At 44.1% G+C, this 25081-nt stretch carries 44 protein-coding genes; 6 read left to right on the top strand and 38 right to left on the bottom strand.

Annotated features, from left to right (window positions below):
- Both Xmir_RS34980 and Xmir_RS34975 read left to right on the top strand, forming a co-directional pair.
- The coding region (locus Xmir_RS34980; protein WP_208620376.1) for a hypothetical protein at positions 1 to 305 on the top strand (305 nt) is incomplete at its 5' end.
- 342 nt (positions 306 to 647) lie between these two features.
- A complete protein-coding gene (locus Xmir_RS34975; RefSeq protein WP_099112803.1) occupies positions 648 to 1202 on the top strand; it encodes a gamma carbonic anhydrase family protein in 555 nt (184 codons plus the stop codon).
- Here Xmir_RS34975 and Xmir_RS34970 read toward each other — a convergent pair.
- Genes Xmir_RS34970 through dprA form a run of 5 tightly spaced genes read right to left on the bottom strand, consistent with a single transcriptional unit; the run spans position 1169 to position 4527 of the window.
- Positions 1169 to 1438 (bottom strand): DUF1488 family protein, encoded by a 270-nt coding sequence (locus Xmir_RS34970; RefSeq protein WP_099112802.1) that lies wholly within the window; start codon positions 1436 to 1438, stop codon positions 1169 to 1171. The genes Xmir_RS34975 and Xmir_RS34970 overlap by 34 nt on opposite strands.
- Entirely contained in the window at positions 1435 to 2253 is an 819-nt protein-coding gene (aroE, locus tag Xmir_RS34965) for a shikimate dehydrogenase (RefSeq protein WP_099112801.1), read from the bottom strand. The genes Xmir_RS34970 and aroE overlap by 4 nt, the downstream gene beginning before the upstream one ends.
- 5 nt (positions 2254 to 2258) lie before the next feature.
- On the bottom strand, positions 2259 to 2828 hold the full coding sequence (gene tsaC, locus Xmir_RS34960) for an L-threonylcarbamoyladenylate synthase type 1 TsaC (RefSeq protein WP_099112800.1): 570 nt from the start codon (positions 2826 to 2828) through the stop codon (positions 2259 to 2261).
- Positions 2821 to 3381 carry a DNA topoisomerase family protein gene (locus Xmir_RS34955; protein ID WP_099112799.1) on the bottom strand — a complete coding sequence of 187 codons (561 nt, stop codon included), beginning with the start codon at positions 3379 to 3381 and terminating at the stop codon, positions 2821 to 2823. The genes tsaC and Xmir_RS34955 overlap by 8 nt, the downstream gene beginning before the upstream one ends.
- Before the next feature lie 57 nt (positions 3382 to 3438).
- Positions 3439 to 4527 (bottom strand): DNA-protecting protein DprA, encoded by a 1089-nt coding sequence (gene dprA / locus Xmir_RS34950; protein ID WP_099112798.1) that lies wholly within the window; start codon positions 4525 to 4527, stop codon positions 3439 to 3441.
- A gap of 131 nt (positions 4528 to 4658) precedes the next feature.
- On the opposite strand from dprA, the gene def reads away from it, so the two are divergent.
- The 4 genes from def (at position 4659) to trkA (ending at position 8989) form a co-directional block, all read left to right on the top strand.
- Entirely contained in the window at positions 4659 to 5171 is a 513-nt protein-coding gene (def, locus tag Xmir_RS34945) for a peptide deformylase (protein ID WP_099112797.1), read from the top strand.
- Positions 5172 to 5195: 24 nt separating this feature from the next.
- The gene (gene fmt, locus Xmir_RS34940; RefSeq protein ID WP_099112796.1) at positions 5196 to 6143 is read left to right on the top strand and encodes a methionyl-tRNA formyltransferase; all 948 of its coding nucleotides are present in this window, start codon (positions 5196 to 5198) and stop codon (positions 6141 to 6143) included.
- A gap of 82 nt (positions 6144 to 6225) precedes the next feature.
- Complete coding sequence (rsmB, locus tag Xmir_RS34935) at positions 6226 to 7518, top strand: 16S rRNA (cytosine(967)-C(5))-methyltransferase RsmB (RefSeq protein ID WP_099112795.1); 1293 nt, start codon at positions 6226 to 6228, stop codon at positions 7516 to 7518.
- Positions 7519 to 7612: 94 nt separating this feature from the next.
- A complete protein-coding gene (gene trkA / locus Xmir_RS34930) occupies positions 7613 to 8989 on the top strand; it encodes a Trk system potassium transporter TrkA (RefSeq protein ID WP_099112794.1) in 1377 nt (458 codons plus the stop codon).
- A gap of 46 nt (positions 8990 to 9035) precedes the next feature.
- Here the strand turns inward: trkA and Xmir_RS34925 are convergent, their stop codons facing one another.
- The 33 genes from Xmir_RS34925 to Xmir_RS34765 all read right to left on the bottom strand — a co-directional run.
- The gene (locus Xmir_RS34925; RefSeq protein WP_099112793.1) at positions 9036 to 9236 is read right to left on the bottom strand and encodes an alternative ribosome-rescue factor A; all 201 of its coding nucleotides are present in this window, start codon (positions 9234 to 9236) and stop codon (positions 9036 to 9038) included.
- A 108-nt stretch (positions 9237 to 9344) separates the two neighbouring features.
- Entirely contained in the window at positions 9345 to 9758 is a 414-nt protein-coding gene (gene zntR, locus Xmir_RS34920; protein WP_099112792.1) for a Zn(2+)-responsive transcriptional regulator, read from the bottom strand.
- 177 nt (positions 9759 to 9935) lie between these two features.
- The gene (gene rplQ / locus Xmir_RS34915; RefSeq protein ID WP_047961667.1) at positions 9936 to 10328 is read right to left on the bottom strand and encodes a 50S ribosomal protein L17; all 393 of its coding nucleotides are present in this window, start codon (positions 10326 to 10328) and stop codon (positions 9936 to 9938) included.
- A 40-nt stretch (positions 10329 to 10368) separates the two neighbouring features.
- Complete coding sequence (locus Xmir_RS34910) at positions 10369 to 11358, bottom strand: DNA-directed RNA polymerase subunit alpha (RefSeq protein ID WP_038269634.1); 990 nt, start codon at positions 11356 to 11358, stop codon at positions 10369 to 10371.
- A 25-nt stretch (positions 11359 to 11383) separates the two neighbouring features.
- Positions 11384 to 12004 carry a 30S ribosomal protein S4 gene (gene rpsD, locus Xmir_RS34905; RefSeq protein ID WP_045960135.1) on the bottom strand — a complete coding sequence of 207 codons (621 nt, stop codon included), beginning with the start codon at positions 12002 to 12004 and terminating at the stop codon, positions 11384 to 11386.
- 35 nt (positions 12005 to 12039) lie between these two features.
- The gene (gene rpsK / locus Xmir_RS34900; RefSeq protein ID WP_002919257.1) at positions 12040 to 12429 is read right to left on the bottom strand and encodes a 30S ribosomal protein S11; all 390 of its coding nucleotides are present in this window, start codon (positions 12427 to 12429) and stop codon (positions 12040 to 12042) included.
- Between the two features lie 15 nt (positions 12430 to 12444).
- Positions 12445 to 12801, bottom strand: a complete 357-nt coding sequence (gene rpsM, locus Xmir_RS34895) for a 30S ribosomal protein S13 (protein ID WP_038240472.1) — start codon at positions 12799 to 12801, stop codon at positions 12445 to 12447.
- 148 nt (positions 12802 to 12949) lie between these two features.
- Entirely contained in the window at positions 12950 to 13066 is a 117-nt protein-coding gene (rpmJ, locus tag Xmir_RS34890; protein WP_012768118.1) for a 50S ribosomal protein L36, read from the bottom strand.
- 32 nt (positions 13067 to 13098) lie between these two features.
- Positions 13099 to 14430 (bottom strand): preprotein translocase subunit SecY, encoded by a 1332-nt coding sequence (secY, locus tag Xmir_RS34885; protein ID WP_099112791.1) that lies wholly within the window; start codon positions 14428 to 14430, stop codon positions 13099 to 13101.
- A gap of 7 nt (positions 14431 to 14437) precedes the next feature.
- On the bottom strand, positions 14438 to 14872 hold the full coding sequence (gene rplO / locus Xmir_RS34880; RefSeq protein WP_069317325.1) for a 50S ribosomal protein L15: 435 nt from the start codon (positions 14870 to 14872) through the stop codon (positions 14438 to 14440).
- Between the two features lie 3 nt (positions 14873 to 14875).
- Complete coding sequence (gene rpmD, locus Xmir_RS34875) at positions 14876 to 15055, bottom strand: 50S ribosomal protein L30 (RefSeq protein ID WP_008913894.1); 180 nt, start codon at positions 15053 to 15055, stop codon at positions 14876 to 14878.
- A 5-nt stretch (positions 15056 to 15060) separates the two neighbouring features.
- On the bottom strand, positions 15061 to 15561 hold the full coding sequence (gene rpsE / locus Xmir_RS34870; protein WP_047961671.1) for a 30S ribosomal protein S5: 501 nt from the start codon (positions 15559 to 15561) through the stop codon (positions 15061 to 15063).
- Positions 15562 to 15575: 14 nt separating this feature from the next.
- Positions 15576 to 15929, bottom strand: coding sequence for a 50S ribosomal protein L18 (rplR, locus tag Xmir_RS34865; RefSeq protein ID WP_038240476.1), 354 nt, complete (start codon positions 15927 to 15929; stop codon positions 15576 to 15578).
- Between the two features lie 9 nt (positions 15930 to 15938).
- A complete protein-coding gene (gene rplF, locus Xmir_RS34860; RefSeq protein WP_099112790.1) occupies positions 15939 to 16472 on the bottom strand; it encodes a 50S ribosomal protein L6 in 534 nt (177 codons plus the stop codon).
- A gap of 14 nt (positions 16473 to 16486) precedes the next feature.
- Positions 16487 to 16879 carry a 30S ribosomal protein S8 gene (gene rpsH / locus Xmir_RS34855; RefSeq protein ID WP_038240479.1) on the bottom strand — a complete coding sequence of 131 codons (393 nt, stop codon included), beginning with the start codon at positions 16877 to 16879 and terminating at the stop codon, positions 16487 to 16489.
- Between the two features lie 33 nt (positions 16880 to 16912).
- Positions 16913 to 17218, bottom strand: coding sequence for a 30S ribosomal protein S14 (gene rpsN, locus Xmir_RS34850; RefSeq protein ID WP_010847489.1), 306 nt, complete (start codon positions 17216 to 17218; stop codon positions 16913 to 16915).
- Positions 17219 to 17230: 12 nt separating this feature from the next.
- Positions 17231 to 17770, bottom strand: a complete 540-nt coding sequence (rplE, locus tag Xmir_RS34845) for a 50S ribosomal protein L5 (RefSeq protein WP_045968052.1) — start codon at positions 17768 to 17770, stop codon at positions 17231 to 17233.
- Positions 17771 to 17783: 13 nt separating this feature from the next.
- Entirely contained in the window at positions 17784 to 18098 is a 315-nt protein-coding gene (gene rplX, locus Xmir_RS34840) for a 50S ribosomal protein L24 (RefSeq protein ID WP_099112789.1), read from the bottom strand.
- A gap of 10 nt (positions 18099 to 18108) precedes the next feature.
- Positions 18109 to 18480: a 50S ribosomal protein L14 gene (gene rplN / locus Xmir_RS34835; protein ID WP_004246955.1), complete on the bottom strand. Its 372-nt coding sequence runs from the start codon at positions 18478 to 18480 to the stop codon at positions 18109 to 18111.
- Positions 18481 to 18653: 173 nt separating this feature from the next.
- Complete coding sequence (rpsQ, locus tag Xmir_RS34830; RefSeq protein ID WP_010847485.1) at positions 18654 to 18908, bottom strand: 30S ribosomal protein S17; 255 nt, start codon at positions 18906 to 18908, stop codon at positions 18654 to 18656.
- Positions 18908 to 19099, bottom strand: coding sequence for a 50S ribosomal protein L29 (gene rpmC, locus Xmir_RS34825; protein ID WP_010847484.1), 192 nt, complete (start codon positions 19097 to 19099; stop codon positions 18908 to 18910). Before rpmC ends, rpsQ begins: the two co-directional genes overlap by 1 nt.
- Complete coding sequence (rplP, locus tag Xmir_RS34820; RefSeq protein WP_012990491.1) at positions 19099 to 19509, bottom strand: 50S ribosomal protein L16; 411 nt, start codon at positions 19507 to 19509, stop codon at positions 19099 to 19101. Before rplP ends, rpmC begins: the two co-directional genes overlap by 1 nt.
- A 12-nt stretch (positions 19510 to 19521) precedes the next feature.
- Positions 19522 to 20223 carry a 30S ribosomal protein S3 gene (rpsC, locus tag Xmir_RS34815; RefSeq protein WP_069317333.1) on the bottom strand — a complete coding sequence of 234 codons (702 nt, stop codon included), beginning with the start codon at positions 20221 to 20223 and terminating at the stop codon, positions 19522 to 19524.
- 17 nt (positions 20224 to 20240) lie between these two features.
- Positions 20241 to 20573 carry a 50S ribosomal protein L22 gene (gene rplV, locus Xmir_RS34810; protein ID WP_010847481.1) on the bottom strand — a complete coding sequence of 111 codons (333 nt, stop codon included), beginning with the start codon at positions 20571 to 20573 and terminating at the stop codon, positions 20241 to 20243.
- A 14-nt stretch (positions 20574 to 20587) separates the two neighbouring features.
- Entirely contained in the window at positions 20588 to 20866 is a 279-nt protein-coding gene (gene rpsS / locus Xmir_RS34805) for a 30S ribosomal protein S19 (protein WP_011148791.1), read from the bottom strand.
- A 14-nt stretch (positions 20867 to 20880) separates the two neighbouring features.
- A complete protein-coding gene (gene rplB, locus Xmir_RS34800; protein ID WP_099112788.1) occupies positions 20881 to 21705 on the bottom strand; it encodes a 50S ribosomal protein L2 in 825 nt (274 codons plus the stop codon).
- 19 nt (positions 21706 to 21724) lie between these two features.
- A complete protein-coding gene (gene rplW / locus Xmir_RS34795; RefSeq protein WP_038269605.1) occupies positions 21725 to 22027 on the bottom strand; it encodes a 50S ribosomal protein L23 in 303 nt (100 codons plus the stop codon).
- Positions 22024 to 22629 (bottom strand): 50S ribosomal protein L4, encoded by a 606-nt coding sequence (rplD, locus tag Xmir_RS34790; protein WP_045968043.1) that lies wholly within the window; start codon positions 22627 to 22629, stop codon positions 22024 to 22026. The genes rplW and rplD overlap by 4 nt, the downstream gene beginning before the upstream one ends.
- 16 nt (positions 22630 to 22645) lie before the next feature.
- Positions 22646 to 23278 (bottom strand): 50S ribosomal protein L3, encoded by a 633-nt coding sequence (gene rplC, locus Xmir_RS34785; protein WP_099112787.1) that lies wholly within the window; start codon positions 23276 to 23278, stop codon positions 22646 to 22648.
- Positions 23279 to 23310: 32 nt separating this feature from the next.
- The gene (rpsJ, locus tag Xmir_RS34780) at positions 23311 to 23622 is read right to left on the bottom strand and encodes a 30S ribosomal protein S10 (RefSeq protein WP_001181005.1); all 312 of its coding nucleotides are present in this window, start codon (positions 23620 to 23622) and stop codon (positions 23311 to 23313) included.
- A 305-nt stretch (positions 23623 to 23927) separates the two neighbouring features.
- Positions 23928 to 24404 carry a bacterioferritin gene (gene bfr, locus Xmir_RS34775; protein WP_099112786.1) on the bottom strand — a complete coding sequence of 159 codons (477 nt, stop codon included), beginning with the start codon at positions 24402 to 24404 and terminating at the stop codon, positions 23928 to 23930.
- Positions 24405 to 24480: 76 nt separating this feature from the next.
- Entirely contained in the window at positions 24481 to 24675 is a 195-nt protein-coding gene (gene bfd / locus Xmir_RS34770; RefSeq protein WP_099112785.1) for a bacterioferritin-associated ferredoxin, read from the bottom strand.
- 249 nt (positions 24676 to 24924) lie between these two features.
- The coding region (locus Xmir_RS34765; protein ID WP_479688411.1) for an EF-Tu C-terminal domain-related protein at positions 24925 to 25081 on the bottom strand (157 nt) is incomplete at its 5' end.

The following is a 25081-nucleotide window of genomic DNA, read 5'->3' as shown; positions in this document are numbered from 1 at the left end:
CGTTTCCAGTGGTTATCCCCCTCCATCGGGCAGATCCCCAGACATTACTCACCCGTCCGCCGCTCGCCGGCAAAGAAGCAAGCTTCTTCCCGCTGCCGCCCGACTTGCATGTGTTAGGCCTGCCGCCAGCGTTCAATCTGAGCCATGATCAAACTCTTCAATTAAAGTGTTTGATGCTCAAAGAATTGTTACTGTTAGTTCATAATGAATTAACTGTTTTAGTCACTCTTCAAGACTTTTTTAATCTTTTTCGCCTTCCGGCGCAGATAGTGTCTTGCGAGTGCCCACACAGATTGTCTGATTAATTTGTTAAAGAGCGGTGCAACCGAAAGTCTCTTCCGGGTTGCGAGGCTGAGTATCTTACGCTTTTCGCCTCCGGAGTCAAGCGGTTATTTTCGCTTTTCTCTCACTTCCCTCAGCGGCGTGTCTCAGCTCAGCGTCGGTCAGTGGTGGCGCATTATAGGGAGTTTTACGGCGCTGACAATAGTTTTTTTGAATTTTATTTTCGATCGAGTATTTTTTGCTCTTTTTGATATAAAAACCACTCAATTAGCCTAATATTAAAACAAATTTTTTGATTGCGTGGTGATATTTTCCTCAATAACATTTCTACTAATTGTTATTCGTTCTTACTGTTGAGGTCTTTTATGTCCACTGTTTTGCGTCAATACTTAAATTTTTATCCTCAAATTGGTCAAAAAGTTCTTTTAGATCCTTCTTCTGTTGTGATTGGAGATGTCAGATTGGCAGAAGATGTAAGTATCTGGCCTCTGGTAGTTATCCGTGGAGATGTGAATTATGTCTCCATTGGTTCTCGCACAAATATTCAAGATGGCTCTGTTTTGCACGTAACTCACAAATCTAATGATAACCCTGATGGTTACCCACTAATAATTGGAGAAGATGTCACTGTGGGCCATAAAGCAATGCTGCATGGATGTAAGATAGGAAATCGAGTATTAGTTGGTATGGGAACTATTGTGCTTGATGGTGCCATTATTGAAGATGATGTAATCATCGGAGCTGGCAGCCTAATTCCCCCAGGAAAAAGGCTAGAAAGAGGATATCTGTACGTAGGTAGCCCAGCAAAACAAGTGAGAAAACTCAAACCTGAAGAATTAGAAGGGCTGCTTTATTCTGCTAATAATTACGCCAACTGGAAAGACAATTATTTAGCGACACAATCTGAAAGCAAAGAATAACGCCCAAACTGATCATCATGCCCACTCAAAATAACCGTTTCAAACTCCTCTTCTAGATCCCAGCGGTGTTGACGAAACAGAACGAGTGGGTGATGAGCTTGACCATAACGCGCAATAATCTCATCAGCACTAATCACACATTCCACCAGCAAACCATCTACCATTGCTGGAAATATCACTTTATTCCCGTTTTCATCCCATTCTTCACGATCAGGAAATTGAATTGATTGATTCATGAGTGTAATTCTCGCCTTAAAGCAGTTAAAACAGATCCTATTTCAGGAAATACCCCATGCCACAATTCAAAAGCGTGCGCAGCTTGCCCTACCAACATTCCCAAACCATCAGCTAAACGTGAAGCTCCATTTTGATGAGCAAAGCTGAGGAAAGGTGTTAATCCATACTGATAATACATGTCATAACAAACGCTATTGTTTTGAAAAAGTAACGGTGATATCGCAGGAATTTCTCCATCAAGGCCGGAAGCCGTTGCATTAATGACGATATCAAAGTCTGGAGAAATAAGTGCCTCCATCTCAACAACCCGGATATCACCTAATAGAGAAAATTTATTCGCAATTAGTTGAGCCCGCTCAAAAGTACGATTAGTGATAGTGACGGAGCATCCCAATGAGAGCAAAGGAGAGATTACTCCCTTCGCAGCCCCACCCGCACCAATAATCAAAATCCTTTGTCCCGGGGCAATGAAGTTAAGCCGCTGTAGATCCACCAGTAACCCAATCCCATCAGTATTATCACCAATAAGTTGATTTCCGCCGACCAATTTTAATGTATTGACAGCTCCACTAATCCTTGCCCGCTCAGTCAACTCATCTGAGCATCGGTAAGCTCTTTCTTTGAAAGGGACGGTGATATTAGCTCCCAAACCACCTTGTGCAAAAAAATGAGCTAAAGTTTGTTCAAAGCTTTCTATTGGTGCAAATATTTTCCCATATTGATGTTCAATGCCAGTCTGTTCAGCAAATAATCGATGAATATAAGGGGACTTACTATGTTCAATTGGGTTACCAAAAACCGCGAATTTATCCATTATTTTTACCCTTGCCGATATAACTTACCCGTTAAAGCGTCTCTGATTTCCGATGGATTTTTACGCCCCCCTACTTCTCCTTCCAAAATCGGGACACGATTCCCAAATTGCTGGCGCACTTCTTCCACACTCCGGCATGGTTCTAATCCGCTTAGATTAGCACTGGTCGACACAAGTGGTTTTTCATAACCAGAACATAATTGCTTAACCAAAGGATGGGTAGTGACTCGAACCGCCAACGTTGAAAACTTACCTGTTAACCATTTTGGTGTTGTTTTTTTCGCTGGTATAACCCATGTAACAGGACCAGGCCAAGAGGAAAATATGGTTTCCTTTTGTATATCGCTCAATTGCTCATCGTCAATATAAGGACATAGCCGCTCATAATTATCAGCAATAAGAATTAGGCCTTTTTCCCAAGACCGGTTTTTCAACGCTAAAAGCTCTTGTACTGCGTTCTCACTATCGGGATCACACCCTAATCCAAAAACAGCCTCTGTTGGATAGGCAATGACTTTTTCTTCTTTTAAGGCCGTGATAATTGCATCAAATGCAGGTGGGATTTCATTACTCATTTTCTTTCTCAATTTCATTGAATTGTTGCTTACTACACAATTTACTGGCACAAAACAATTTTATGCCTTGGTAAGCGCGTTTTTCCATTAACAATGGATAGTGGCAAAACATACATTCTCCCGGCACAGGTTTATTGTTAAGCGCAAATTGGCAATCGGGATAACGACTACAGGAATGAAATGTTTTTCCAAAACGAGATTTACGCTGAAATAACTGTCCTTGTTGGCATTGAGGACAATTAATTGATGTATCGTCTGGTTTATCAATCAATTCTGTATGCTCACATTCAGGATAGTGACTACAGCCAATAAACATGCCATAACGTCCTTGCCGTAAGACCAAAGTAAAACCACATGCTGGGCAGATCTGTCCATCCAATTCTTTTACAATATGCCCATCACCCTGTGATTTCAAAGGACGAAGATAATTGCAGGATGGGTAACCAGAACACGCATAAAATAGACCATGTGATCCATTACGGATGACTAACTCAGCACCACACTCAGGGCAGTATTCTGTTTCTTTTATAGCAAAGGGAACTTTCTTAGGCATATTTCACTCGCTAAATACCAGCCATCATAACGTTGGAAAAAATACAAATTAAATAGATTAATTGGTTCGGACATATCCACCAGCAACAACGGCAACTTTTCCCATAAGCTCTAAATCCAATAACTTGGTCATGACTTCTGTAATAGGAAGGGAAGAACGCTGAGCGATCACATCAATAGGTGTAACATCGTTACCTACGTTAACCAGCACATCCGCAAATGGCAACTCTGTTTGTGCAAATTGTTCACTATCCTTTTCTTCCACTTTTCCTTCAAAATTAATCCATTGAAACGACGAATTAATATGTTCCATTATATCCATCACACTTGTTGCCAGATAAGCCCCTTGCTTAATTAACCAATGGTTGCCCTCATTTGAAGGAGTACCTAGCGGGCCGGGTAATGCAAAAATATCCCTCCCTTGTTCAAGAGCACAGCGTGCTGTAATTAGTGATCCACTGTTTTTATGAGCCTCCACAATAAGAAGAGCCAAACTCAATCCACTAATAATCCGATTTCGTCTTGGAAAATTTTTCGCTTTGGGCGGCGTATCAGGAAAAAATTCAGAGACCAATGCGCCATTTTCTTTAATACGATGAGCCAGTGCCTGATGACGAGTGGGATAAATATTGTTAAGCCCACTACCAAGTACAGCAATAGTTTTTCCACCTGAATCTAATGTTGCCTGATGGCAAATACCATCAATACCAATCGCCAAGCCACTAGTTATGATCAGATTGTTTCTAGCTAATTCACTAGCAAAGGTCTTACCCCATTTTTCACCATAGAAAGTTGCTGTTCTGCTGCCAACCATGGAAATTTGTTTTTGGGACAGGAGCGATACATCACCCGTGACAAAAAGTACAAGAGGTGGTGAATGTATCTGTTTTAATAAAGGAGGATATCCAGGATGAGATAAAGTCAATAAATGGTTATTCGGTTGTTCTAACCAATTGAAAGCCGATATCAATGTGGCAGAGTTAGCCTTCATAAATTGCAAACATTGCGTAGGTGACAAACCACATTCTTTAAGAAAAGTAGTGCTGCAATTCTTCGCGTGTAACAGGCGATCCATAATGAATACCGCCTTTGCTGCTGAAAGATGAGTGACCATTTTCATTCGCAACCACATTTCCATTGTTTCCATATCGTCATCCTGACCTAATTGAAGGTAACTTCTGCATGATTATTTTATGTTCAATGCTGTCAATCTAAACGGGAAATGTCTAGAATAGGCAGCAATTATTACTCACTTTTTGGATGCAGTTCTAAACACATATGTCAGTTTTACAAGTATTACATTATCCAGACGAACGACTTCGCACAATTGCAAAGCCAGTAGAAAAAGTCGATGCAGAAATCCAACGTATCATTGATGATATGTTCGAAACGATGTATGCAGAAGAAGGTATTGGTTTAGCGGCAACACAAGTCGATATTCATCAAAGAATTATTGTCATTGATGTCTCTGAGGATCGTGAGCAACGTCTTGTTCTTATTAACCCAGAGTTAGTTGATGAGTCTGGTGAAACAGGAATAGAAGAAGGTTGTCTATCAGTTCCTGAACAGCGTGGATTTGTACCACGTTTTGAGAAAGTAAGAATTAAGGCTCTAGATTATAACGGCCAGGCATTTGAATTAGAAGCAGATGGTCTGTTGGCAATTTGTATTCAACATGAAATGGATCACTTAGTCGGTAAACTTTTTGTCGATTATCTCTCCCCATTGAAACGCCAACGCATCCGTCAGAAAGTTGAAAAAATTGACCGTCTGAGAGCCAAAAGCAAATAAATTTTATCATTGCAGGAAATAACAGTGTCTGATTCTTTACGTATTATTTTTGCCGGAACCCCTGATTTCGCGGCCCGCCATTTGACTGCTTTATTAAGCTCTCAACATCAAGTTGTTGGAGTACTCACTCGACCAGATAAGCCGGCAGGAAGAGGTAAGAAACTGACACCAAGTCCTGTAAAGGTATTGGCTGAAAAACAGGGTATTCCTGTTTTCCAGCCAACAACCTTACGTACAGAAGAAAGCCAACAATGGGTCATAGAACAGAAAGCCGATATTATGATTGTTGTTGCATATGGGCTGATTCTTCCCCAAATCGTATTAGATATTCCTCGTTTGGGATGCCTGAATGTTCACGGTTCATTGTTGCCTAGCTGGCGTGGAGCTGCTCCTATCCAACGCTCAATTTGGGCAGGAGACCAAGAAACTGGCGTGACGATCATGCAAATGGATGCTGGGCTTGATACTGGTGATATGCTGTTGAAAGCCATTTGCCCAATTAAAAATGAAGACACTAGTGCCAGCTTATATGAAAAACTTGCCAATATTGGTCCAAAAGCTTTACTCGATACCTTAAATTTAATCACATCGGGAAAATGCCAACCTGAAACTCAAGATAGTTCTCTTGCGACATACGCCGAAAAACTGAGCAAAGATGAAGCAAAAATGGACTGGAATTTATCAGCAATCCAGCTTGAACGTTGTGTTCGTGCTTTCAACCCTTGGCCGATGAGCTTCTTCTTAATAGATGATCACCCCATTAAGATCTGGCAAGCAGATGTCATCGCAGAGCAAACCATCCAAGCCCCTGGAACAATTATCAGCGCAGATAAAAAAGGAATCCAAATTGCGACTGCCGATGGAATACTAAATATCACTCAGTTGCAGCCTCCTGGTAAAAAAGCAATGTCCGCTGCCGATCTCTTAAATTCCAAACGTGAATGGTTTACACCAGGCAATAAAATCAACTAATACTAATTTGCCTGTATGCTCTTAGCATATAGGCGTCTTCCTATTTTATGATGCTGACGACAGCCAGCTTTTTAACCATACCATGAAAAATACATACAACCTGCGAAGCATCGCTGCAAAAGCGATCACCCAAGTACTTGAGCAAGGGCAATCTCTCAGCACCGTTATACCTGAAATGCAACAAAGAATTTCTGACAAAGACAAGGCTCTGCTGCAAGAACTCTGCTTTGGAGTTATGAGGGTATTACCTCAACTTGAATGGTTTATTAATCAATTAATGGAAAAACCATTAAAAGGAAAACAACGTATTTTCCACTACTTAATCATGGTTGGAATTTATCAGCTTATTTATACACGCATTCCTGCACATGCTGTACTTGCCGAAACCGTCAATGGTGCGATTACCTTAAAACGACCGCAACTAAAAGGGTTAATCAATGGCGTCCTTCGCCAATTTCAGCGCCAACAACAAGAATTAATCGAACGAGCAAATAATCATATCAGCCAATATTTACATCCTAAGTGGCTGTTAGAACGTATACAAAAAGCTTATCCACACAATTGGCAAAATATAGTGGATGCCAACAACCAAAAACCTCCAATGTGGCTACGGGTGAACCAATTCCATCATACGGCTAATGAATATCTCGCTCTATTAGAAGAGGCAAATATAGAAGCAGAATTGGATAAGGACCATCCTAATGCTATTCGCTTACTAATCCCTCGTCCTGTAAATACCCTACCCGGATTTGATAAAGGGTGGGTAACTATTCAAGATCGCTCTGCCCAAGGATGTGCCGAGCTTTTAACTCCATGTAACGAAGAATCTATACTCGATCTTTGTGCGGCTCCCGGAGGAAAAACCACTCATATCCTCGAGATAGCGCCAAAATCGAAAGTACTAGCTATCGATATTGATGAGCAAAGAATTAAGCGGGTGAATGAAAATTTACAGAGACTTAATTTACATGCCGTCGTAAAAACAGGTGATGGTCGTCTTCCACATAAGTGGGCTACAGATGAACAATTTGATCGTATTCTCCTTGATGCACCGTGCTCGGCAACTGGAGTTATTCGCCGTCATCCTGACATAAAATGGCTACGCAGAAGTGATGATATTGAGCAATTAGCCACATTACAATCTGAAATTCTTGATGCTATCTGGCCATATTTAAAGAAAAATGGCACCCTAGTTTATGCTACCTGCTCAATTTTGCCTCAGGAAAATAGTGATCAAATTAAAGCATTTTTGAAACGCCATTCAGATGCTGAGTTATCATCAGAAACAGGCACACAGGAAAAACCAGGAACACAAATCATTCCAGAAATAACAGGTGGTGACGGTTTCTTTTATGCTCGGCTAACTAAGCAGTAATATTTTTCTCTCGTTCTATTGGAACGAGAGAATTTTACCATTTTGCTAAAATATCAAGAATAGGAAAACAGCTTCTAATCAAGAAGAGAGTGCTATGAAGATAATTATTCTAGGTGCAGGCCAGGTTGGCGGAACATTAGCCGAAAATTTGGTTGATGAAAACAATGATATTACTATCGTTGATACCGATACAGATCGTTTACGTCAGTTGCAGGATAAATTTGATCTGAGGGTTGTAAATGGTCATGGTTCTCATCCTAGAGTATTAAGAGAAGCAGGGGCTGAAGATGCTGATATGTTGGTCGCTGTGACAAACTCCGATGAAACCAATATGATTGCATGCCAGATTGCTTACTCTCTATTCAATACCCCCAATAAAGTCGCTAGAATACGATCATCAGAGTATATCCGTGAATCAGAAAAACTATTCCAACCTGATCATATTCCAATTGATTATCTGATATCTCCTGAGCAACTGGTCATTGATTACATTTATAAACTGATCCAATACCCCGGCGCATTGCAAGTTGTTAATTTCGCGGAAGGCCGAGTCAGTATTGTTGCAGTCAAAGCCTATTATGGAGGCTCGCTAGTAGGAAATGCTTTATCTTCACTTCGGGAGCATATGCCACATATTGATAGCAAAGTTGCTGCAATATTCCGCCAAGACCGTCCAATTAGGCCACAAGGCTCAACAATTATTGAAGCAGGGGATGAAGTTTTTTTCGTTGCCGCATCGCAACATATCAGAGCTGTAATGAGTGAATTACAACGTCTTGAAAAACCATATAAACGCATCATGATCGTTGGTGGAGGCAATGTTGGTGCAGGCTTAGCCTTACGGCTTGAAAAAGATTATAGCGTCAAACTAATTGAGCATAACCAAGAAAGAGCAACAGAACTTGCAGAATTACTACATGATACCATTGTGTTCTATGGAGATGCTTCTGATCAAGAACTGCTAGCTGAAGAGCATATTGAACAAGTTGATGTTTTTATCGCATTAACAAATGATGATGAAGCCAACATTATGTCAGCGATGCTTGCAAAACGAATGGGAGCGAAAAAAGCGATGGTTCTCATTCAACGCAGTGCATATGTTGATTTAGTACAAGGTGGAGTCATTGATATTGCCATCTCACCTCAACAGGCAACAGTTTCAGCATTACTTGGTCATGTTCGTAAAGCCGATATTGTGAGTGTATTTTCATTAAGGCGTGGTGTTGCTGAAGCGATCGAAGCCATTGCTCATGGTGATGAGCATACATCAAAAGTTGTTGGGCGCAAAATAGGTGATATTAAACTGCCGCCAGGAACAACAATTGGTGCTATTGTCCGCAATGAAGAAGTCATTATTGCTAATGATTACAGTATCATTCAGCAAGGTGACCATGTAATCATGTTTATTACTGATAAAAAATTCGTTCCTGAAGTGGAAAAACTTTTCCAGCCAAGCCCTTTCTTCCTTTAAAGACACCTGCCTCAGCTTTATTAAACGGGTATCGTCACTTAATAAGTTAGAAGGCCAATGATAACAACTTGAAAAAATTATTATCATTGGCCTCCCAACCACTATTTTTGCCGTGTTTTGCTTTACGATTATAACTTCCTTTACCTTTTTTGTTTTTTTCTACTCTCTGTCTAAATAAAGGATCATGCAGTAAGGCTTCTATAGCATTATCTTTGATCACACCTTTTTTATGGTGATAAGTTGTCATAATGACCTCTAAGAAAAGTTAATTTAAGAAATGATTAATTAATTGAAATAATTATTTGATTAAAAACAAGGCAATTGTACTCTTAGTATTCGGAATAATAAAGAAAAATTATTTATTCGTTGCACCCTCCTCCAAAATTTCCAATATAGAACAATATGTACTTACATGTGCGCTACCACAACACGCATCACTTAACATTTTCAGAGAATCACGCATTTTTTGCATTTCCAATAATTTTTCTTCAACTTCCTGTAATCTTGAATCAACGATATGTTTCGATTCCTGACATGTGTGATGCTCAGGATCCACCCGAATAGATAATAATTCTACAATCGCTTCTAACGTGAAACCCAATTGTTTTGCATAACGGATAAAACGTAATCTCTGTAGATCTTGTTTTGTATAAAGTCTATAACCACCTTCTGTTCTTTCTCCATGAACCATCAGTCCCTGTTTTTCATAAAAACGGATAGTGTCTGGTGTAACACTTGCTAATTTAGCCAACTGGCCAATACGATACATCAGAGATACTCCCATCAAATAGAAAGTAGAAATAATTTTATCAGAATAGTCTAAGAGGTCACCTATACAGAGAGAATTTACAGGTTATTTGATAAGAAACAAGATAATGATGATTGGAAGAGAATTAAGGAGCAATAAAAAACCGGGATAATACCCGGTTTTTTACGCTTCTACAGATTACTCTGCAGATGCTGTTTCTGTCTGAGACTCAGCTGCGCGGTCAACAAGCTCGATGTATGCCATCGGTGCATTGTCACCAGCACGGAAGCCACACTTCAGAATACGAGTGTAACCACCTGCGCGGCTCGCAAAACGCGGGCCCAGTTCATTAAACAGTTTTGCCACGATCTCGTTGTCACGAGTACGGGCGAATGCCAGACGACGATTAGCTACGTTGTCGGTCTTGGCAAGAGTAATCAGCGGCTCAACGACGCGACGCAGTTCTTTCGCTTTAGGCAGAGTCGTCTTGATGATTTCATGACGAACCAAAGAACCTGCCATGTTACGGAACATAGCTTGGCGATGGCTGCTGTTGCGGTTCAATTGACGACCACTCTTACGATGGCGCATGACCTTATCCTTCTCAGTAAAACCTTAACCTGTGATCTAGTTATTCATCAGCAATACTTGCTGGTGGCCAGTTTTCCAGACGCATGCCCAGAGAAAGTCCACGCGAAGCCAGTACGTCTTTAATCTCAGTAAGAGATTTTTTACCCAGGTTAGGTGTCTTAAGTAACTCAACCTCGGTACGCTGTACCAGATCACCGATGTAGTGGATAGCTTCTGCTTTAAGGCAGTTAGCAGAGCGGACAGTCAATTCCAGATCGTCAACAGGGCGCAGCAGGATCGGATCAAACTCTGGCTTCTCTTCTTTAACTTCTGGTTGACGTACGTCACGTAAGTCAACAAAAGCTTCCAGTTGCTCAGCCAGAATGGTAGCTGCACGGCGAATCGCTTCTTCAGGATCGATTGTACCGTTAGTCTCCATCTCGATAACCAGCTTATCCAGGTCAGTACGCTGTTCTACACGAGCTGCTTCAACATTGTAGGCGATACGCTCTACTGGGCTATAGCAAGCATCTACTAACAAACGACCGATAGGGCGCTCATCTTCTTCCGAATGAATTCGGGCAGAAGCCGGCACATAACCACGACCGCGCTGAACTTTAATACGCATACTAATGGAAGCGCTTTCATCAGTCAGATGGCAGATTACGTGCTGCGGCTTGACGATTTCGACATCACCATCATGGATGATGTCGGCTGCAGTCACAGGGCCAATGCCAGATTTATTCAAGGTAAGGATAACTTCATCTTTACCCTGAACTTTCACCGCCAGCCCTTTCAGATTGAGGAGAATCTCCAGGATATCTTCCTGTACACCTTCTTTGGTGCTGTACTCATGCAGTACACCATCAATCTCAACCTCAGTCACCGCACAACCCGGCATAGACGAAAGCAGAATACGGCGCAGTGCGTTGCCAAGAGTATGGCCAAAGCCACGCTCTAATGGCTCAAGGGTCACCTTGGCGTGCGTCGAACTGACTTGCTCGATATCTACCAGGCGCGGTTTTAGAAACTCTGTCACAGAACCCTGCATTGTGTCCTCTCTTTGGTGCTAAGCTTTACTTAGAGTAAAGCTCGACGATCAGGTGTTCGTTAATGTCAGCGGATAGATCAGTACGTTCAGGAATACGTTTGAACACACCTTCCATCTTCGCAGCATCAACTTCCAACCAAGTTGGTTTCTCACGCTGCTCAGCCAGCTCTAAGGCTGCTTTAATGCGAGCCTGCTTCTTCGCTTTTTCACGAACGCTGACTACGTCATTCGGGGATACCTGATAAGAAGCGATGTTAACAACGCGACCATTTACCATGATAGCCTTGTGGCTTACCATCTGACGTGATTCAGCACGAGTCGCGCCAAAGCCCATACGATAAACGACGTTATCCAAGCGACTTTCCAGCAAATTCAGCAGGTTTTCACCTGTGTTGCCTTTCAGACGGGTCGCTTCTTTATAGTAGTTACGGAATTGACGTTCCAGAACACCGTAAATACGACGAACTTTTTGTTTTTCACGTAACTGTACACCATAGTCAGACAGACGCGGTTTACGTGCGCCGTGCTGGCCTGGTGCCTGTTCTAATTTACACTTGGTGTCAATCGCGCGAACGCCAGACTTCAGGAAAAGGTCTGTACCCTCGCGACGGCTCAGCTTGAGCTTAGGACCCAAATATCTTGCCATTTTCTTTCTCCAACAATCCTAAAAACGAAGACGCATTAAACGCGACGTTTTTTCGGTGGACGACAACCGTTATGAGGGATCGGAGTCACATCAGTAATATTAGTGATGCGGAAACCAGCCGCGTTTAATGCGCGGATAGTTGACTCACGGCCAGGACCAGGTCCTTTAACCATAACTTCCAGGTTCTTAATTCCGTATTCTTTTACTGCTTCGGCACAGCGCTCTGCTGCAACCTGAGCCGCAAACGGAGTAGATTTACGAGAACCACGGAAACCGGAACCACCAGCAGTTGCCCAACCCAATGCGTTACCCTGACGATCAGTAATAGTAACGATGGTGTTGTTGAAAGAAGCATGGATATGAGCCACACCGTCAGAGACTTGTTTTCTTACACGCTTACGTGCACGAATAGGTGCTTTTGCCATTATTCAATACCCCGATTATTTCTTGATCGGTTTACGCGGACCCTTACGGGTACGTGCATTGGTCTTAGTACGCTGACCGCGAACTGGCAGACCACGACGATGACGCAAACCACGATAGCAACCAAGATCCATCAGACGTTTGATACTCAGGGTCACTTCACGACGCAAATCACCTTCTACAACGTATTTAGCAACTTCGTCACGCAGCTTGTCAATTTGCTCTTCAGACAGCTCACTGATCTTAACATTTTCAGCAATGCCCGCTGCTGCACAGATTGCTTGTGAGCGGGTTTTACCGATGCCGTAGATCGAGGTTAACGCGATTACGGTATGTTTCTGATCAGGAATGTTAATGCCTGCTATACGGGCCACTATGCACTCCTACAATATTTATTCACTGCAACATCATTCTGAAAAGCCCGTTTTCAGGATACTCAAACAATGTTGCTGTCAGATAAAAAAGATTGGCTGGCTAATTTAGCCAGCTCAACCCAACTTTGCAAGAAAAATATGCGATTAATTAGCCTTGGCGCTGTTTGTGCTTAGGCTCTGCACTGCAAATCACACGAACGATACCGTTACGTTTAACGATTTTGCAGTTGCGGCATAATTTCTTGACGGAAGCACGAACTTTCATTTTTACTCTCCGTAACTTCTCAAGCAAACCTATTAGCGGTTATACCCTTTCAGGTTTGCCTTCTTCAATGCAGACTCATACTGACTCGACATCATTAAAGTTTGCACTTGAGCCATAAAGTCCATGATGACGACAACTACAATCAGTAGGGAAGTACCACCAAAATAGAATGGAACTTTCATTGCATCACGCATGAACTCCGGGATTAAGCAGATAAAAGTAATATATAACGCACCAACTAGGGTTAAACGAGTCATTACTTTATCGATGTACTTAGCCGTTTGCTCTCCCGGACGAATTCCTGGTACAAATGCACCGGACTTCTTCAGGTTATCTGCTGTTTCTCTTGGATTGAATACCAAAGCCGTGTAGAAGAAACAGAAGAAGATGATTGCAGACGCGTATAATAACACATAAAGCGGTTGACCTGGCTGCAAATACATAGAAATAGTTGTCAACCAGCTCCAGCCTGTTCCACCACCAAACCAAGAGGCTATGGTACCAGGGAACAAAATAATACTGGAAGCAAAAATTGCAGGGATAACCCCAGCCATATTCACTTTCAACGGTAAATGTGTACTTTGTGCCGCGAAAACTTTACGACCTTGTTGACGTTTAGCATAGTTAACAACGATACGACGTTGACCACGCTCCATGAAAACAACAAAGAAAGTTACGGCAAACACTAATACTGCAACCAACAGCAACAGGAGGAAGTGCAAGTCGCCTTGCCGAGCTTGCTCGATGGTGTGACCAATCGCAGGCGGTAAACCCGCAACGATACCAGCAAAGATTATGATCGAAATACCGTTACCGATACCTCGTTCAGTAATCTGCTCACCCAGCCACATCAAGAACATGGTTCCCGTGACCAGACTTACAACAGCCGTGAAATAGAACGCAAAACCAGGATTAATCACTAAGCCTTGCATTCCAGGCATATTTGGCAACCCAGTAGCAATACCGATTGACTGGAATATTGCCAGCACTAATGTGCCATAACGGGTGTACTGACTGATCTTACGACGACCAGCTTCCCCTTCCTTCTTAATCTCTGCTAAACGGGGGTTAACCACAGTTAGCAACTGGATAATAATAGACGCCGAAATATATGGCATTATACCCAGTGCAAAGATAGAAGCACGGCTTAAAGCACCACCAGAGAACATGTTAAACATTTCAATGATGGTGCCTCTTTGCTGCTCGAGCAATTTGGCAAGCACAGTGGCATCAATACCAGGGATTGGAATAAAAGAGCCAATACGGAAAACAATTAGAGCTCCAATGACAAACAAAAGTCTGCGTTTTAACTCGCCTAATCCGCCTTTGGCACTTTGAAAATCTAATCCTGGTTGTTTAGCCATCTGTTACTTATTCCTCAATTTTACCGCCAGCAGCTTCAATAGCAGCGCGGGCGCCTTTAGTAACACGCAAGCCACGCACAGTTACTGCGCGATTGACTTCGCCAGAAAGCATTACTTTAGCGAATTCAATTTGAGGGCCGATGATGTTAGCAGCTTTCAGTGCATTCAGATCGATAACATCGCCTTCAACACGAGCAAAATCAGACAGACGAATTTCTGCAGTGATCATTGCCTTACGTGAAGTAAAACCAAATTTTGGCAGACGACGATACAGAGGCATCTGGCCGCCTTCAAAACCGCGACGAACGCCACCGCCAGAACGAGACTTCTGACCTTTGTGACCACGGCCACCGGTTTTACCCAGACCAGAACCAATACCACGACCTACACGTTTAGGTGCGTGCTTGGCACCTTCAGCCGGAGACAGAGTATTTAAGCGCATCTGTTACTCCTCAACTTTAACCATATAGGAAACCAAGTTGACCATACCGCGAACAGCTGGTGTATCTTCACGTTCAACTGTATGACCAATGCGACGCAGGCCTAAACCAGTCAGAGTTGCCTTGTGTTTAGGCAAACGACCAATTGAACTGCGAACCTGAGTGATTTTAATAGTCTTAGCCATGGTCATTACCCCTGAATTTCTTCGACGGATTTGCCACGCTTAGCTGCGACCATTTCTGGAGACTTCATGCTGTCTAATGCATCCAGAGTTGCACGAACCACATTGATTGGGTTAGTGGAACCATAGGTTTTAGCCAGTACGTTACGAACTCCAGCCACTTCCAGAACAGCACGCATCGCACCACCGGCGATGATACCTGTACCTTCGTGTGCAGGCTGCATGAACACGCGAGAACCGGTGTGTGAGCCTTTCACTGGGTGGTACAGAGTGCCGCCGTTAAGTGCGACATTTTTCATATTGCGACGAGCTTTTTCCATCGCTTTCTGGATTGCTGCCGGAACTTCGCGTGCTTTGCCGTAGCCAAAACCAACGCGACCGTTACCATCACCAACTACAGTCAGTGCTGTAAAGCTGAAAATGCGGCCACCTTTAACGGTTTTAGATACGCGGTTTACCGCGATCAGCTTTTCCTGCAGTTCGCCAGCTTGTTTTTCGATGTGAGCCATCTTACACCTCTACCTTAGAACTGAAGGCCAGCTTCACGGGCAGCATCTGCCAGTGCCTGGACTCTACCATGATATTGGAAACCAGAACGGTCAAAGGACACATCTTTAATGCCTTTTTCCAGAGCACGTTCAGCAACAATTTTACCAACTAATGCTGCGGCTTCTTTGTTTCCAGTAAATTTCAGTTGTTCACTGATAGCTTTTTCTGTTGTAGAAGCGGCCACCAGAGTTTCAGAACCATTTGGTGCGATAACCTGCGCATAAATATGGCGAGGGGTACGGTGTACCACCAGGCGAGTTGCACCCAGTTCCTGGAGCTTGCGGCGTGCGCGGGTCGCACGACGGATACGAGCTGCTTTCTTATCCATAGTGTTACCTTACTTCTTCTTAGCCTCTTTGGTACGCACGACTTCATCGGCGTAACGAACACCCTTGCCTTTATATGGCTCAGGACGACGATAGGCACGCAGATCTGCCGCAACCTGACCAATCACCTGCTTATCAGCACCTTTCAGTACGATTTCAGTTTGTGATGGGCATTCCGCAGTTATGCCTGCTGGTAGTTGATGCTCAACCGGATGCGAGAAGCCTAAAGACAAGCTAACTGCATTGCCTTTAACTGCTGCACGGTAACCAACACCCACCAGTTGGAGTTTCTTAGTGAAACCTTCGTTAACACCAATAACCATTGCATTCAGCAAAGAACGAGTAGTACCCGCCTGTGCCCAAGCATCAGCAAAACCTTCGCGAGGTGCGAAAGTCAGTTGGTTATCCGCATGTTTAACTTCAACTGCGTTGTGGATTGTACGACTTAGCTCGCCGTTTTTACCCTTAATCGAAATAACCTGACCGTTGAGTTTAACCTCTACGCCGGCAGGAATGACGACGGGTGCTTTTGCAACACGAGACATTCTTTCCTCCCGAATTAAGCTACGTAGCAGAGAATCTCGCCACCCAGACCAGCCTGGCGAGCTGCACGATCAGTCATTACACCTTTAGAGGTAGAAACAACAGCGATACCCAAACCAGCCATAACTTGTGGCAGCTCATCTTTTTTCTTATAGATGCGCAGACTTGGGCGGCTTACACGCTGAATACTTTCTACAACAGCCTTACCTTGGAAATATTTCAGTGTTATTTCCAGTTCTGGCTTGGTGTCGCCTTCGATTTTAAAATCTTCAATGTAACCTTCTTCCTTCAGCACTTTGGCAATTGCCACTTTCAGCTTGGAGGAAGGCATGGTGACCGCAACTTTATTCGCGGCCTGACCGTTACGGATACGGGTCAGCATATCCGCGATCGGATCTTGCATGCTCATCTGTCTTTACTCCCGTGATTCAATTGGTGACAATTACCAGCTAGCCTTTTTAAGGCCCGGGATTTCACCGCGCATAGCGGCTTCACGGACTTTAATACGGCTCAACCCAAACTTCCGCAAGAACGCATGCGGACGCCCAGTTTGACGGCAGCGGTTACGCTGACGGCAAGGGCTGGAATCACGTGGCAGTGTTTGCAGCTTGAGAACAGCATTCCAACGGTCTTCATCAGATGCGTTTACATCAGAGATGATCGCTTTCAGCTCAACGCGTTTTGCGAAGAATTTCTCAGCTAATTTCGCACGTTTTACATCACGTGCTTTCATTGATTGCTTAGCCATGAGTACCCTGCCTTACTTGCGGAACGGGAAGTTAAACGCAGCCAACAGTGCGCGGCCTTCATCATCAGATTTCGCAGTAGTGGTGATAGTAATATCTAAACCACGTACACGATCCACTTTATCGTAATCGATTTCAGGGAAGATGATTTGCTCACGAACACCCATGCTGTAGTTACCACGTCCATCAAATGATTTAGCGGACAAACCACGGAAGTCACGGATACGTGGTACAGCAATAGAAATCAGGCGCTCAAAGAACTCCCACATGCGTTTTCCACGCAGGGTTACTTTACAGCCGATTGGATAGCCCTGACGGATTTTGAAGCCTGCAACTGACTTGCGAGCTTTGGTGATCAATGGTTTTTGACCAGAGATTGCTGCCAAATCAGCTGCTGCGTTATCCAGCAGTTTTTTGTCAGCGATTGCTTCACCAACACCCATGTTCAGGGTGATCTTCTCGACCCGAGGGACTTGCATGACAGAATGGTAACCAAACTGAGTCATCAGTTTCTGGACTACCTCGTCTTTGTAGTAATCATGCAGTTTCGCCATCGTATACTCCAAATTACTTGATAGTTTCGCTATTAGATTTGAAGAAACGGACTTTTTTGCCATCTTCGAATCTAAAACCTACACGGTCAGCCTTGCCGGTTGCTGCGTTAAAGATTGCAACGTTAGAAACATTAATTGCTGCTTCTTTTTCAACGATGCCACCTGGTTGATTCAGAGCCGGAACTGGCTTCTGATGTTTTTTAACCAGATTGATACCTTCAACAATGACCTTACCAGAAGAAAGAACCTGTTTTACTTTACCGCGCTTACCTTTGTCTTTACCGGTCAGCACGATAATTTCGTCATCACGACGGATTTTCGCTGCCATTGTCTGCTCCTTAGAGTACTTCAGGTGCCAGAGAGATAATTTTCATGAACTTTTCATTACGAAGTTCACGAGTTACCGGCCCAAAAATACGCGTACCGATAACCTGCTCACTATTGTTGTTCAACAATACGCAAGCGTTGCTATCGAAGCGAATGACAGAACCGTCCGGGCGACGAACACCCTTCTTGGTGCGCACCACTACCGCTTTCAGGACATCACCTTTTTTCACTTTACCACGAGGAATTGCTTCCTTGATTGTGATCTTGATGATATCACCGACGTCTGCGTAGCGACGGTGCGAGCCACCTAGAACCTTGATACACATTACGCGACGTGCACCGGAGTTGTCGGCCACGTTCAGCATAGTCTGTTCTTGGATCATTTTAGTGCTCCGCTAAATGTCAACTACTACTGAGCCACTTTATTTTTAAAGAGGCCGTTTCAATATCCCATACTACGAGGGCGCGGCATTATAACACCACATCTTCGCGATGGACAGAAAAATAAACGGCCCTGTTTTTCTGAGCCGTTTATTTCGTACGATACAGCGATCTATTATAGAACCGCTTTCTCTACAACGCGAACTAAGGTCCAAGATTTAGTCTTAGACAGTGGACGGGTTTCGCGGATTTCCACTACATCACCAATTCCACATTCATTGTTCTCGTCATGTACGTGCAGTTTGGTCGTACGTTTGATGAATTTACCATACAGAGGGTGTTTCACCTTACGTTCAATAGCAACAACAATGGATTTTTCCATTTTGTCGCTAACAACACGACCTTGCAGAGTACGGATTTTATCGGTCATTACGCACCCGCCTTCTCAGTCAGTAAAGTCTTAACGCGTGCAATATTACGACGCACTTGTTTCAACAGGTGAGACTGTTGCAGCTGGCCACTCGCCGCCTGCATACGCAGATTAAATTGTTCGCGTAACAGGTTCAGCAGCTCAGTGTTCAGCTCTTCAACGCTTTTTTCGCGCAGCTCTTGTGCTTTCATTACATCACCGTCTTAGTTACAAAGGTGGTTTTGATAGGCAGTTTCGCTGCTGCCAGCTTGAATGCTTCACGAGCCAGCTCTTCAGGTACACCGTCCATTTCATACAGGACTTTACCGGGCTGGATCAAGGCAACCCAGTATTCTACGTTACCTTTACCTTTACCCATACGCACTTCGAGTGGCTTTTCGGTGATAGGTTTGTCTGGGAACACACGGATCCAGATTTTACCTTGACGCTTAATTGCACGGGTCATAGCACGACGTGCCGCTTCGATCTGACGAGCAGTCAGACGACCACGGCCCACAGCTTTCAGACCGAAAGTGCCGAAGCTAACATCCGCACCTGCAGCCAGACCGCGGTTACGGCCTTTGTGCACTTTACGGAATTTCGTACGCTTTGGTTGTAACATCAGCGACTCTCCTTACTTGCGGCCTTTACGCTGCTGCTTTTTAGGTTGAGCAGCCGGTTTTTCCGCCTGTTCAACTGCAGCCATACCACCCAGGATCTCACCTTTGAAGATCCATACCTTAACGCCGATTACACCATAAGTGGTGTGCGCTTCAGAAGTATTGTAGTCGATGTCCGCACGCAGAGTATGCAGAGGTACACGACCTTCACGATACCATTCAGTACGCGCGATTTCAGCACCGCCCAAACGGCCGCTTACTTCCACTTTGATACCTTTAGCGCCCAGACGCATTGCGTTCTGTACAGCACGCTTCATAGCACGACGGAACATAACACGACGTTCCAGCTGTGAGCTGATGCTGTCAGCAACCAATTTTGCGTCCAGTTCAGGTTTACGCACTTCGGCAATATTAATCTGCGCAGGAACGCCAGCGATATCCGCTACAGCCTTACGCAGTTTTTCAACGTCTTCACCTTTTTTACCGATTACAATGCCTGGACGAGCAGTGTGAATGGTCACACGGATGCTTTTCGCAGGACGTTCGATAACGATACGTGAAATAGATGCTTTAGCCAGTTCTTTGTTCAAGTACTGGCGAACTTTAAAGTCGCTGTCTAGGTTGTCAGCGAATTCTTTAGTATTCGCATACCAGGTAGAGTTCCAAGGTTTGACAATCCCCAGACGAATACCATTAGGATGTACTTTCTGACCCATTGCTAGTCTCCAGAGTCTCAGCGATCGGACACAACCACAGTAATGTGGCTGGTGCGCTTCAGGATACGATCTGCGCGGCCTTTGGCACGAGGCATAATACGCTTCATAGTTGGGCCTTCGTCTACGAAAATTTTCGTGACTTTCAGATCATCGATGTCAGCGCCATCGTTGTGTTCTGCGTTAGCAATAGCAGACTCAAGTACTTTCTTCACTAAACCAGCAGCTTTCTTGTTGGTATAGGTCAGAGTTTCCAGAGCTTGCGACACTTTCTTACCGCGGATCAGGTCAGCCACAAGGCGAACCTTCTGAGCAGAAGAACGAGCGTGGCGATGTTTAGCGATAGTTTCCATCTCTTCCTCCTACCTTAGCGCTTTTTAGCCTTTTTATCGGCCGCATGGCCGCGATAAGTACGGGTCGGCGCGAATTCACCCAGTTTGTGACCAACCATTTCGTCGGAAACAAAAACTGGAACATGCTGACGACCATTATGGACAGCGATGGTCAAACCGATCATGTTAGGAAAGATCGTTGAACGACGGGACCAAGTCTTAATAGGCTTTTTGTCTCCGCTTTCCACCGCTTTCTCTACCTTCTTCAGCAAGTGCAGGTCAATAAATGGACCTTTCTTGAGAGAACGTGGCATGGCTTATCCTCTAATTATTTTTTAGAACGGCGACGTACGATGTATTGATCAGTACGTTTGTTGCTACGGGTCTTCTTACCTTTGGTCTGAATGCCCCATGGAGTTACAGGGTGTTTACCAAAGTTACGACCTTCACCACCACCATGTGGATGGTCTACTGGGTTCATCGCCGTACCGCGAACGGTAGGACGGATACCACGCCAGCGGCTTGCACCAGCTTTACCCAGAACGCGCAGCATATGTTCTGCGTTACCAACTTCACCTAAGGTAGCACGGCAGTCAGACAGCACTTTACGCATTTCACCAGAACGCAGACGCAGGGTTACATAAGCACCATCACGTGCAACGATCTGAGCATAAGCACCTGCTGAACGAGCCAGCTGGCCACCTTTACCTGGTTTCATTTCTATGTTGTGAACAGTAGAACCAACCGGGATGTTGCGCATTGGCAGAGCGTTACCCGCCTTGATTGCTGAATCAGCACCAGACTGGATCTGGTCACCTGCTTTCAGGCCCTTAGGCGCAAGGATGTAACGACGCTCACCGTCTTTATACAGAACCAGTGCAATGTTTGCTGAGCGGTTTGGATCATATTCCAGACGCTCAACAACAGCAGGGATACCATCTTTGTTACGTTTGAAGTCAATCAGACGATAATGCTGCTTATGGCCACCACCGATGTGACGAGTGGTAATGCGACCATTGTTGTTACGACCACCAGTTTTGTTGTTTTTTTCCAACAACGGAGCATAAGGCTTACCCTTATGCAGCTCAGGGTTAACCACTTTAACAACGTGGCGACGGCCCGGAGACGTAGGTTTACATTTAACAATTGCCATTGTTCTTTACTCCTCCGACTTACTCAGCGCCGCCAACGAAGTCCAGATTCTGGCCTTCTTTCAGGGTGACGTAAGCTTTTTTCCAGTCGCTACGACGACCAATACGCTGACCGTGGCGTTTAACTTTACCTTTAACCAGCAAAGTGTTTACACCTTCAACTTCAACTTCAAACAGTTTCTGTACGGCAGCTTTGATCTCTGCTTTAGTCGCGTCTTTCGCAACTTTGAGAACGATGGTGTTGCTTTTTTCCATCGCTGTAGAAGCTTTTTCAGATACGTGCGGCGCGCGCAGTACTTTCAGCAGACGTTCTTCACGGATCATGCCAGCATCTCCTCAACTTGCTTCACAGCTTCAGCAGTCATAACCACTTTGTCGAAGGCGATCAGGCTTACTGGGTCGATACCTGCGGCATCACGAACGTCAACCTTATACAGGTTACGAGCTGCTAAGAACAGGTTCTCATCAACTTCACCAGTGACGATCAGCACGTCTTCCAGAGCCATTTCTTTCAGTTTCTGTACCAGCAACTTAGTTTTAGGTGCTTCAACAGAGAACTTCTCGACAACGATCAGACGATCTTGACGTACCAGTTCAGACAGGATGCTTTTCAGAGCACCGCGGTACATCTTTTTATTAACTTTTTGACTGTGGTCCTGTGGCTTCGCTGCGAAAGTTACACCACCAGAGCGCCAAATTGGGCTCTTAATAGAACCAGAACGCGCACGGCCAGTGCCTTTCTGACGCCATGGTTTTTTACCTGAACCAGAAACTTCAGCACGAGTTTTCTGAGCACGAGTACCTTGACGAGCACCAGCTGCATACGCAACAACTACTTGATGCACAAGCGCTTCATTGAAATCACGCCCGAAGGTAGTTTCGGAAACAGTCAGCGCGCTTTGCGCGTCTTTCATTACCAATTCCATTCCTATCTCCTCGACGTTACGCCTTGACAGCCGGTTTTACGATCAGGTTACTGTTCGTTGCACCTGGAACAGCACCTTTGACCAGCAGCAGGTTACGCTCAGCGTCAACACGTACTACATCTAGGCTCTGAACGGTTACACGCTCATTACCCAGTTGGCCTGCCATTTTCTTGCCTTTAAATACCTTGCCCGGAGTCTGGTTCTGACCGATAGAACCCGGAACACGGTGGGACAAGGAGTTACCATGGGTAGCATCCTGAGTACGGAAGTTCCAGCGTTTAACAGTACCCGCGAAACCTTTACCTTTAGATGTACCAGTAACGTCGACTTTTTTAACGTCAGCGAAAATTTCAACGCTAATGCTTTGGCCTACAGTGAACTCTGCGTCGCCTTTTGACAGACGGAATTCACGCAGGATGCGACCAGCTTCAACGCCAGCTTTAGCGAAATGACCTGCTTCAGCTTTATTAACGCGGTTAGCTTTTTTGCTACCAGTCGTTACCTGAATTGCACGATAACCGTCAGTCTCGTTGCTTTTAACTTGAGTAACACGGTTATCTTCGATTTCGATAACAGTTACAGGGATTGAAACGCCATCTTCTGTGAAGACGCGAGTCATACCCACTTTTTTACCGACTAAACCAATCATTGTTTCAACCTCTCAATCGTTCAATGACCTGATTAACCCAGGCTGATCTGCACGTCTACACCGGCAGCCAGATCCAGACGCATCAGAGCATCAACGGTTTTCTCGGTTGGCTCAACGATGTCAACCAGACGTTTGTGAGTGCGAATTTCGTACTGATCACGCGCATCTTTGTTAACGTGCGGAGAAATCAGAACGGTAAAACGCTCTTTACGAGTCGGCAGCGGGATCGGACCACGAACCTGCGCACCAGTGCGCTTAGCGGTCTCTACGATTTCCGCAGTTGATTGATCGATCAAGCGATGATCAAATGCTTTCAGGCGGATACGGATTCTTTGGTTCTGCATGAGACCAGAGCTCCAACTATTTTATAAACGTAAATAATTACTCCTCGCACCCATTTCGATTGATGGGGGAGTGTAATCGTTCAATGTGTAACTCCCATATCGGGAGTATTTTAAATGGCGGTAATTCACCGCTCATTACTGATAAAATCAGTCCTACTACGTAGGTAAGCTCGCGCATTATACGTGAATTTACTCACAAAGCAAGATTAAGGATGAAATCTATTCAAAAAATACACATCGGAAGGGGGAAAAAGGAAAAGCGCCCTATATACAGTAAATTATAGTTATAGGGCGGCAAATTATAGCTATTCTTCTTCAGCAAGCTGAGATTGAATGTAATTTTGTATACCAATTCTAGATATGAGTTCAAATTGAGTTTCCAGCCAGTCTATATGATTTTCTTCATCCGTAAGTATCTCTATCATCAAGTCCCGGCTGACATAATCATGAACTGAATCAGCATATGCGATTGCTTCTCTCAGATCTTTTGCACCACGTAATTCTAATTCCAGGTCAGAACGTAGCATCTCTTCTACATCTTCACCTATATTGAGTTTGCCCAAATCTTGTAGATTTGGTATCCCCTCCAGAAAGAGAATGCGCTCGATAAACTTATCTGCATGCTTCATTTCGTCAATAGATTCGTGGTACTCAACGTTATTTAATCGCACCAATCCCCAATTTTTAAACATTCGGGCATGTAAAAAATACTGATTAATAGCGACAAGCTCATTACCAAGAAGTTTGTTCAAATGTGCAATTATTTTTTTATCACCTTTCATAACAATTTCCTCCGCTTCCAGTAACTATAGTGTAGTACTCGTTTAGCAGAGTAATTGCAAGAAAATTGGATCTATTTTAAGCAACATTATTTATTGGGGGCAGGAGGGCAATCTCCTCATTTATGATTTCACGTGCCTGACGTATGCATTTTCCGCAATCACTTCCTACAGGAACAAAGTCCCTCAGCTCTCTGATAGAACGAACATGTTGCTGATGAACAGCGTTGCGTATGGTTTTATCACTTATTGCATTACAGAGACAGACATACATGGAAGCACTCTTCTAGCTATTTACATTACACTCTTGATAACTATTTAGGTCAGATAAAATAGCTACACTTAAAGTTGGTTACGTTTATAAAATAAACGATACAAGGGTATAGTAAATAGAAATAAATCTCATTTCAATTATTGTTTTTGTTCTGCCTTGAGATAAAACAAAGCCACCAATTATGGTGGCTAAAAATAGAAAAGAGGAGCCAAGGCCCCTCTTTCGTTATAATCTTTTGATAATCAAAGATTAAGCAATAACTTTAGCAACAACACCAGCACCTACAGTACGGCCGCCTTCACGGATCGCGAAACGCAGACCTTCGTCCATTGCGATTGGCGCAATCAGGTTAACTACCATGTTGATGTTGTCACCTGGCATTACCATCTCTACGCCTTCTGGCAGT

This window comes from Xenorhabdus miraniensis, assembly GCF_002632615.1.
The sequence above is the reverse complement of the archived record's forward strand: the minus strand, read 5'-3'. Positions and strand labels throughout refer to the sequence as shown.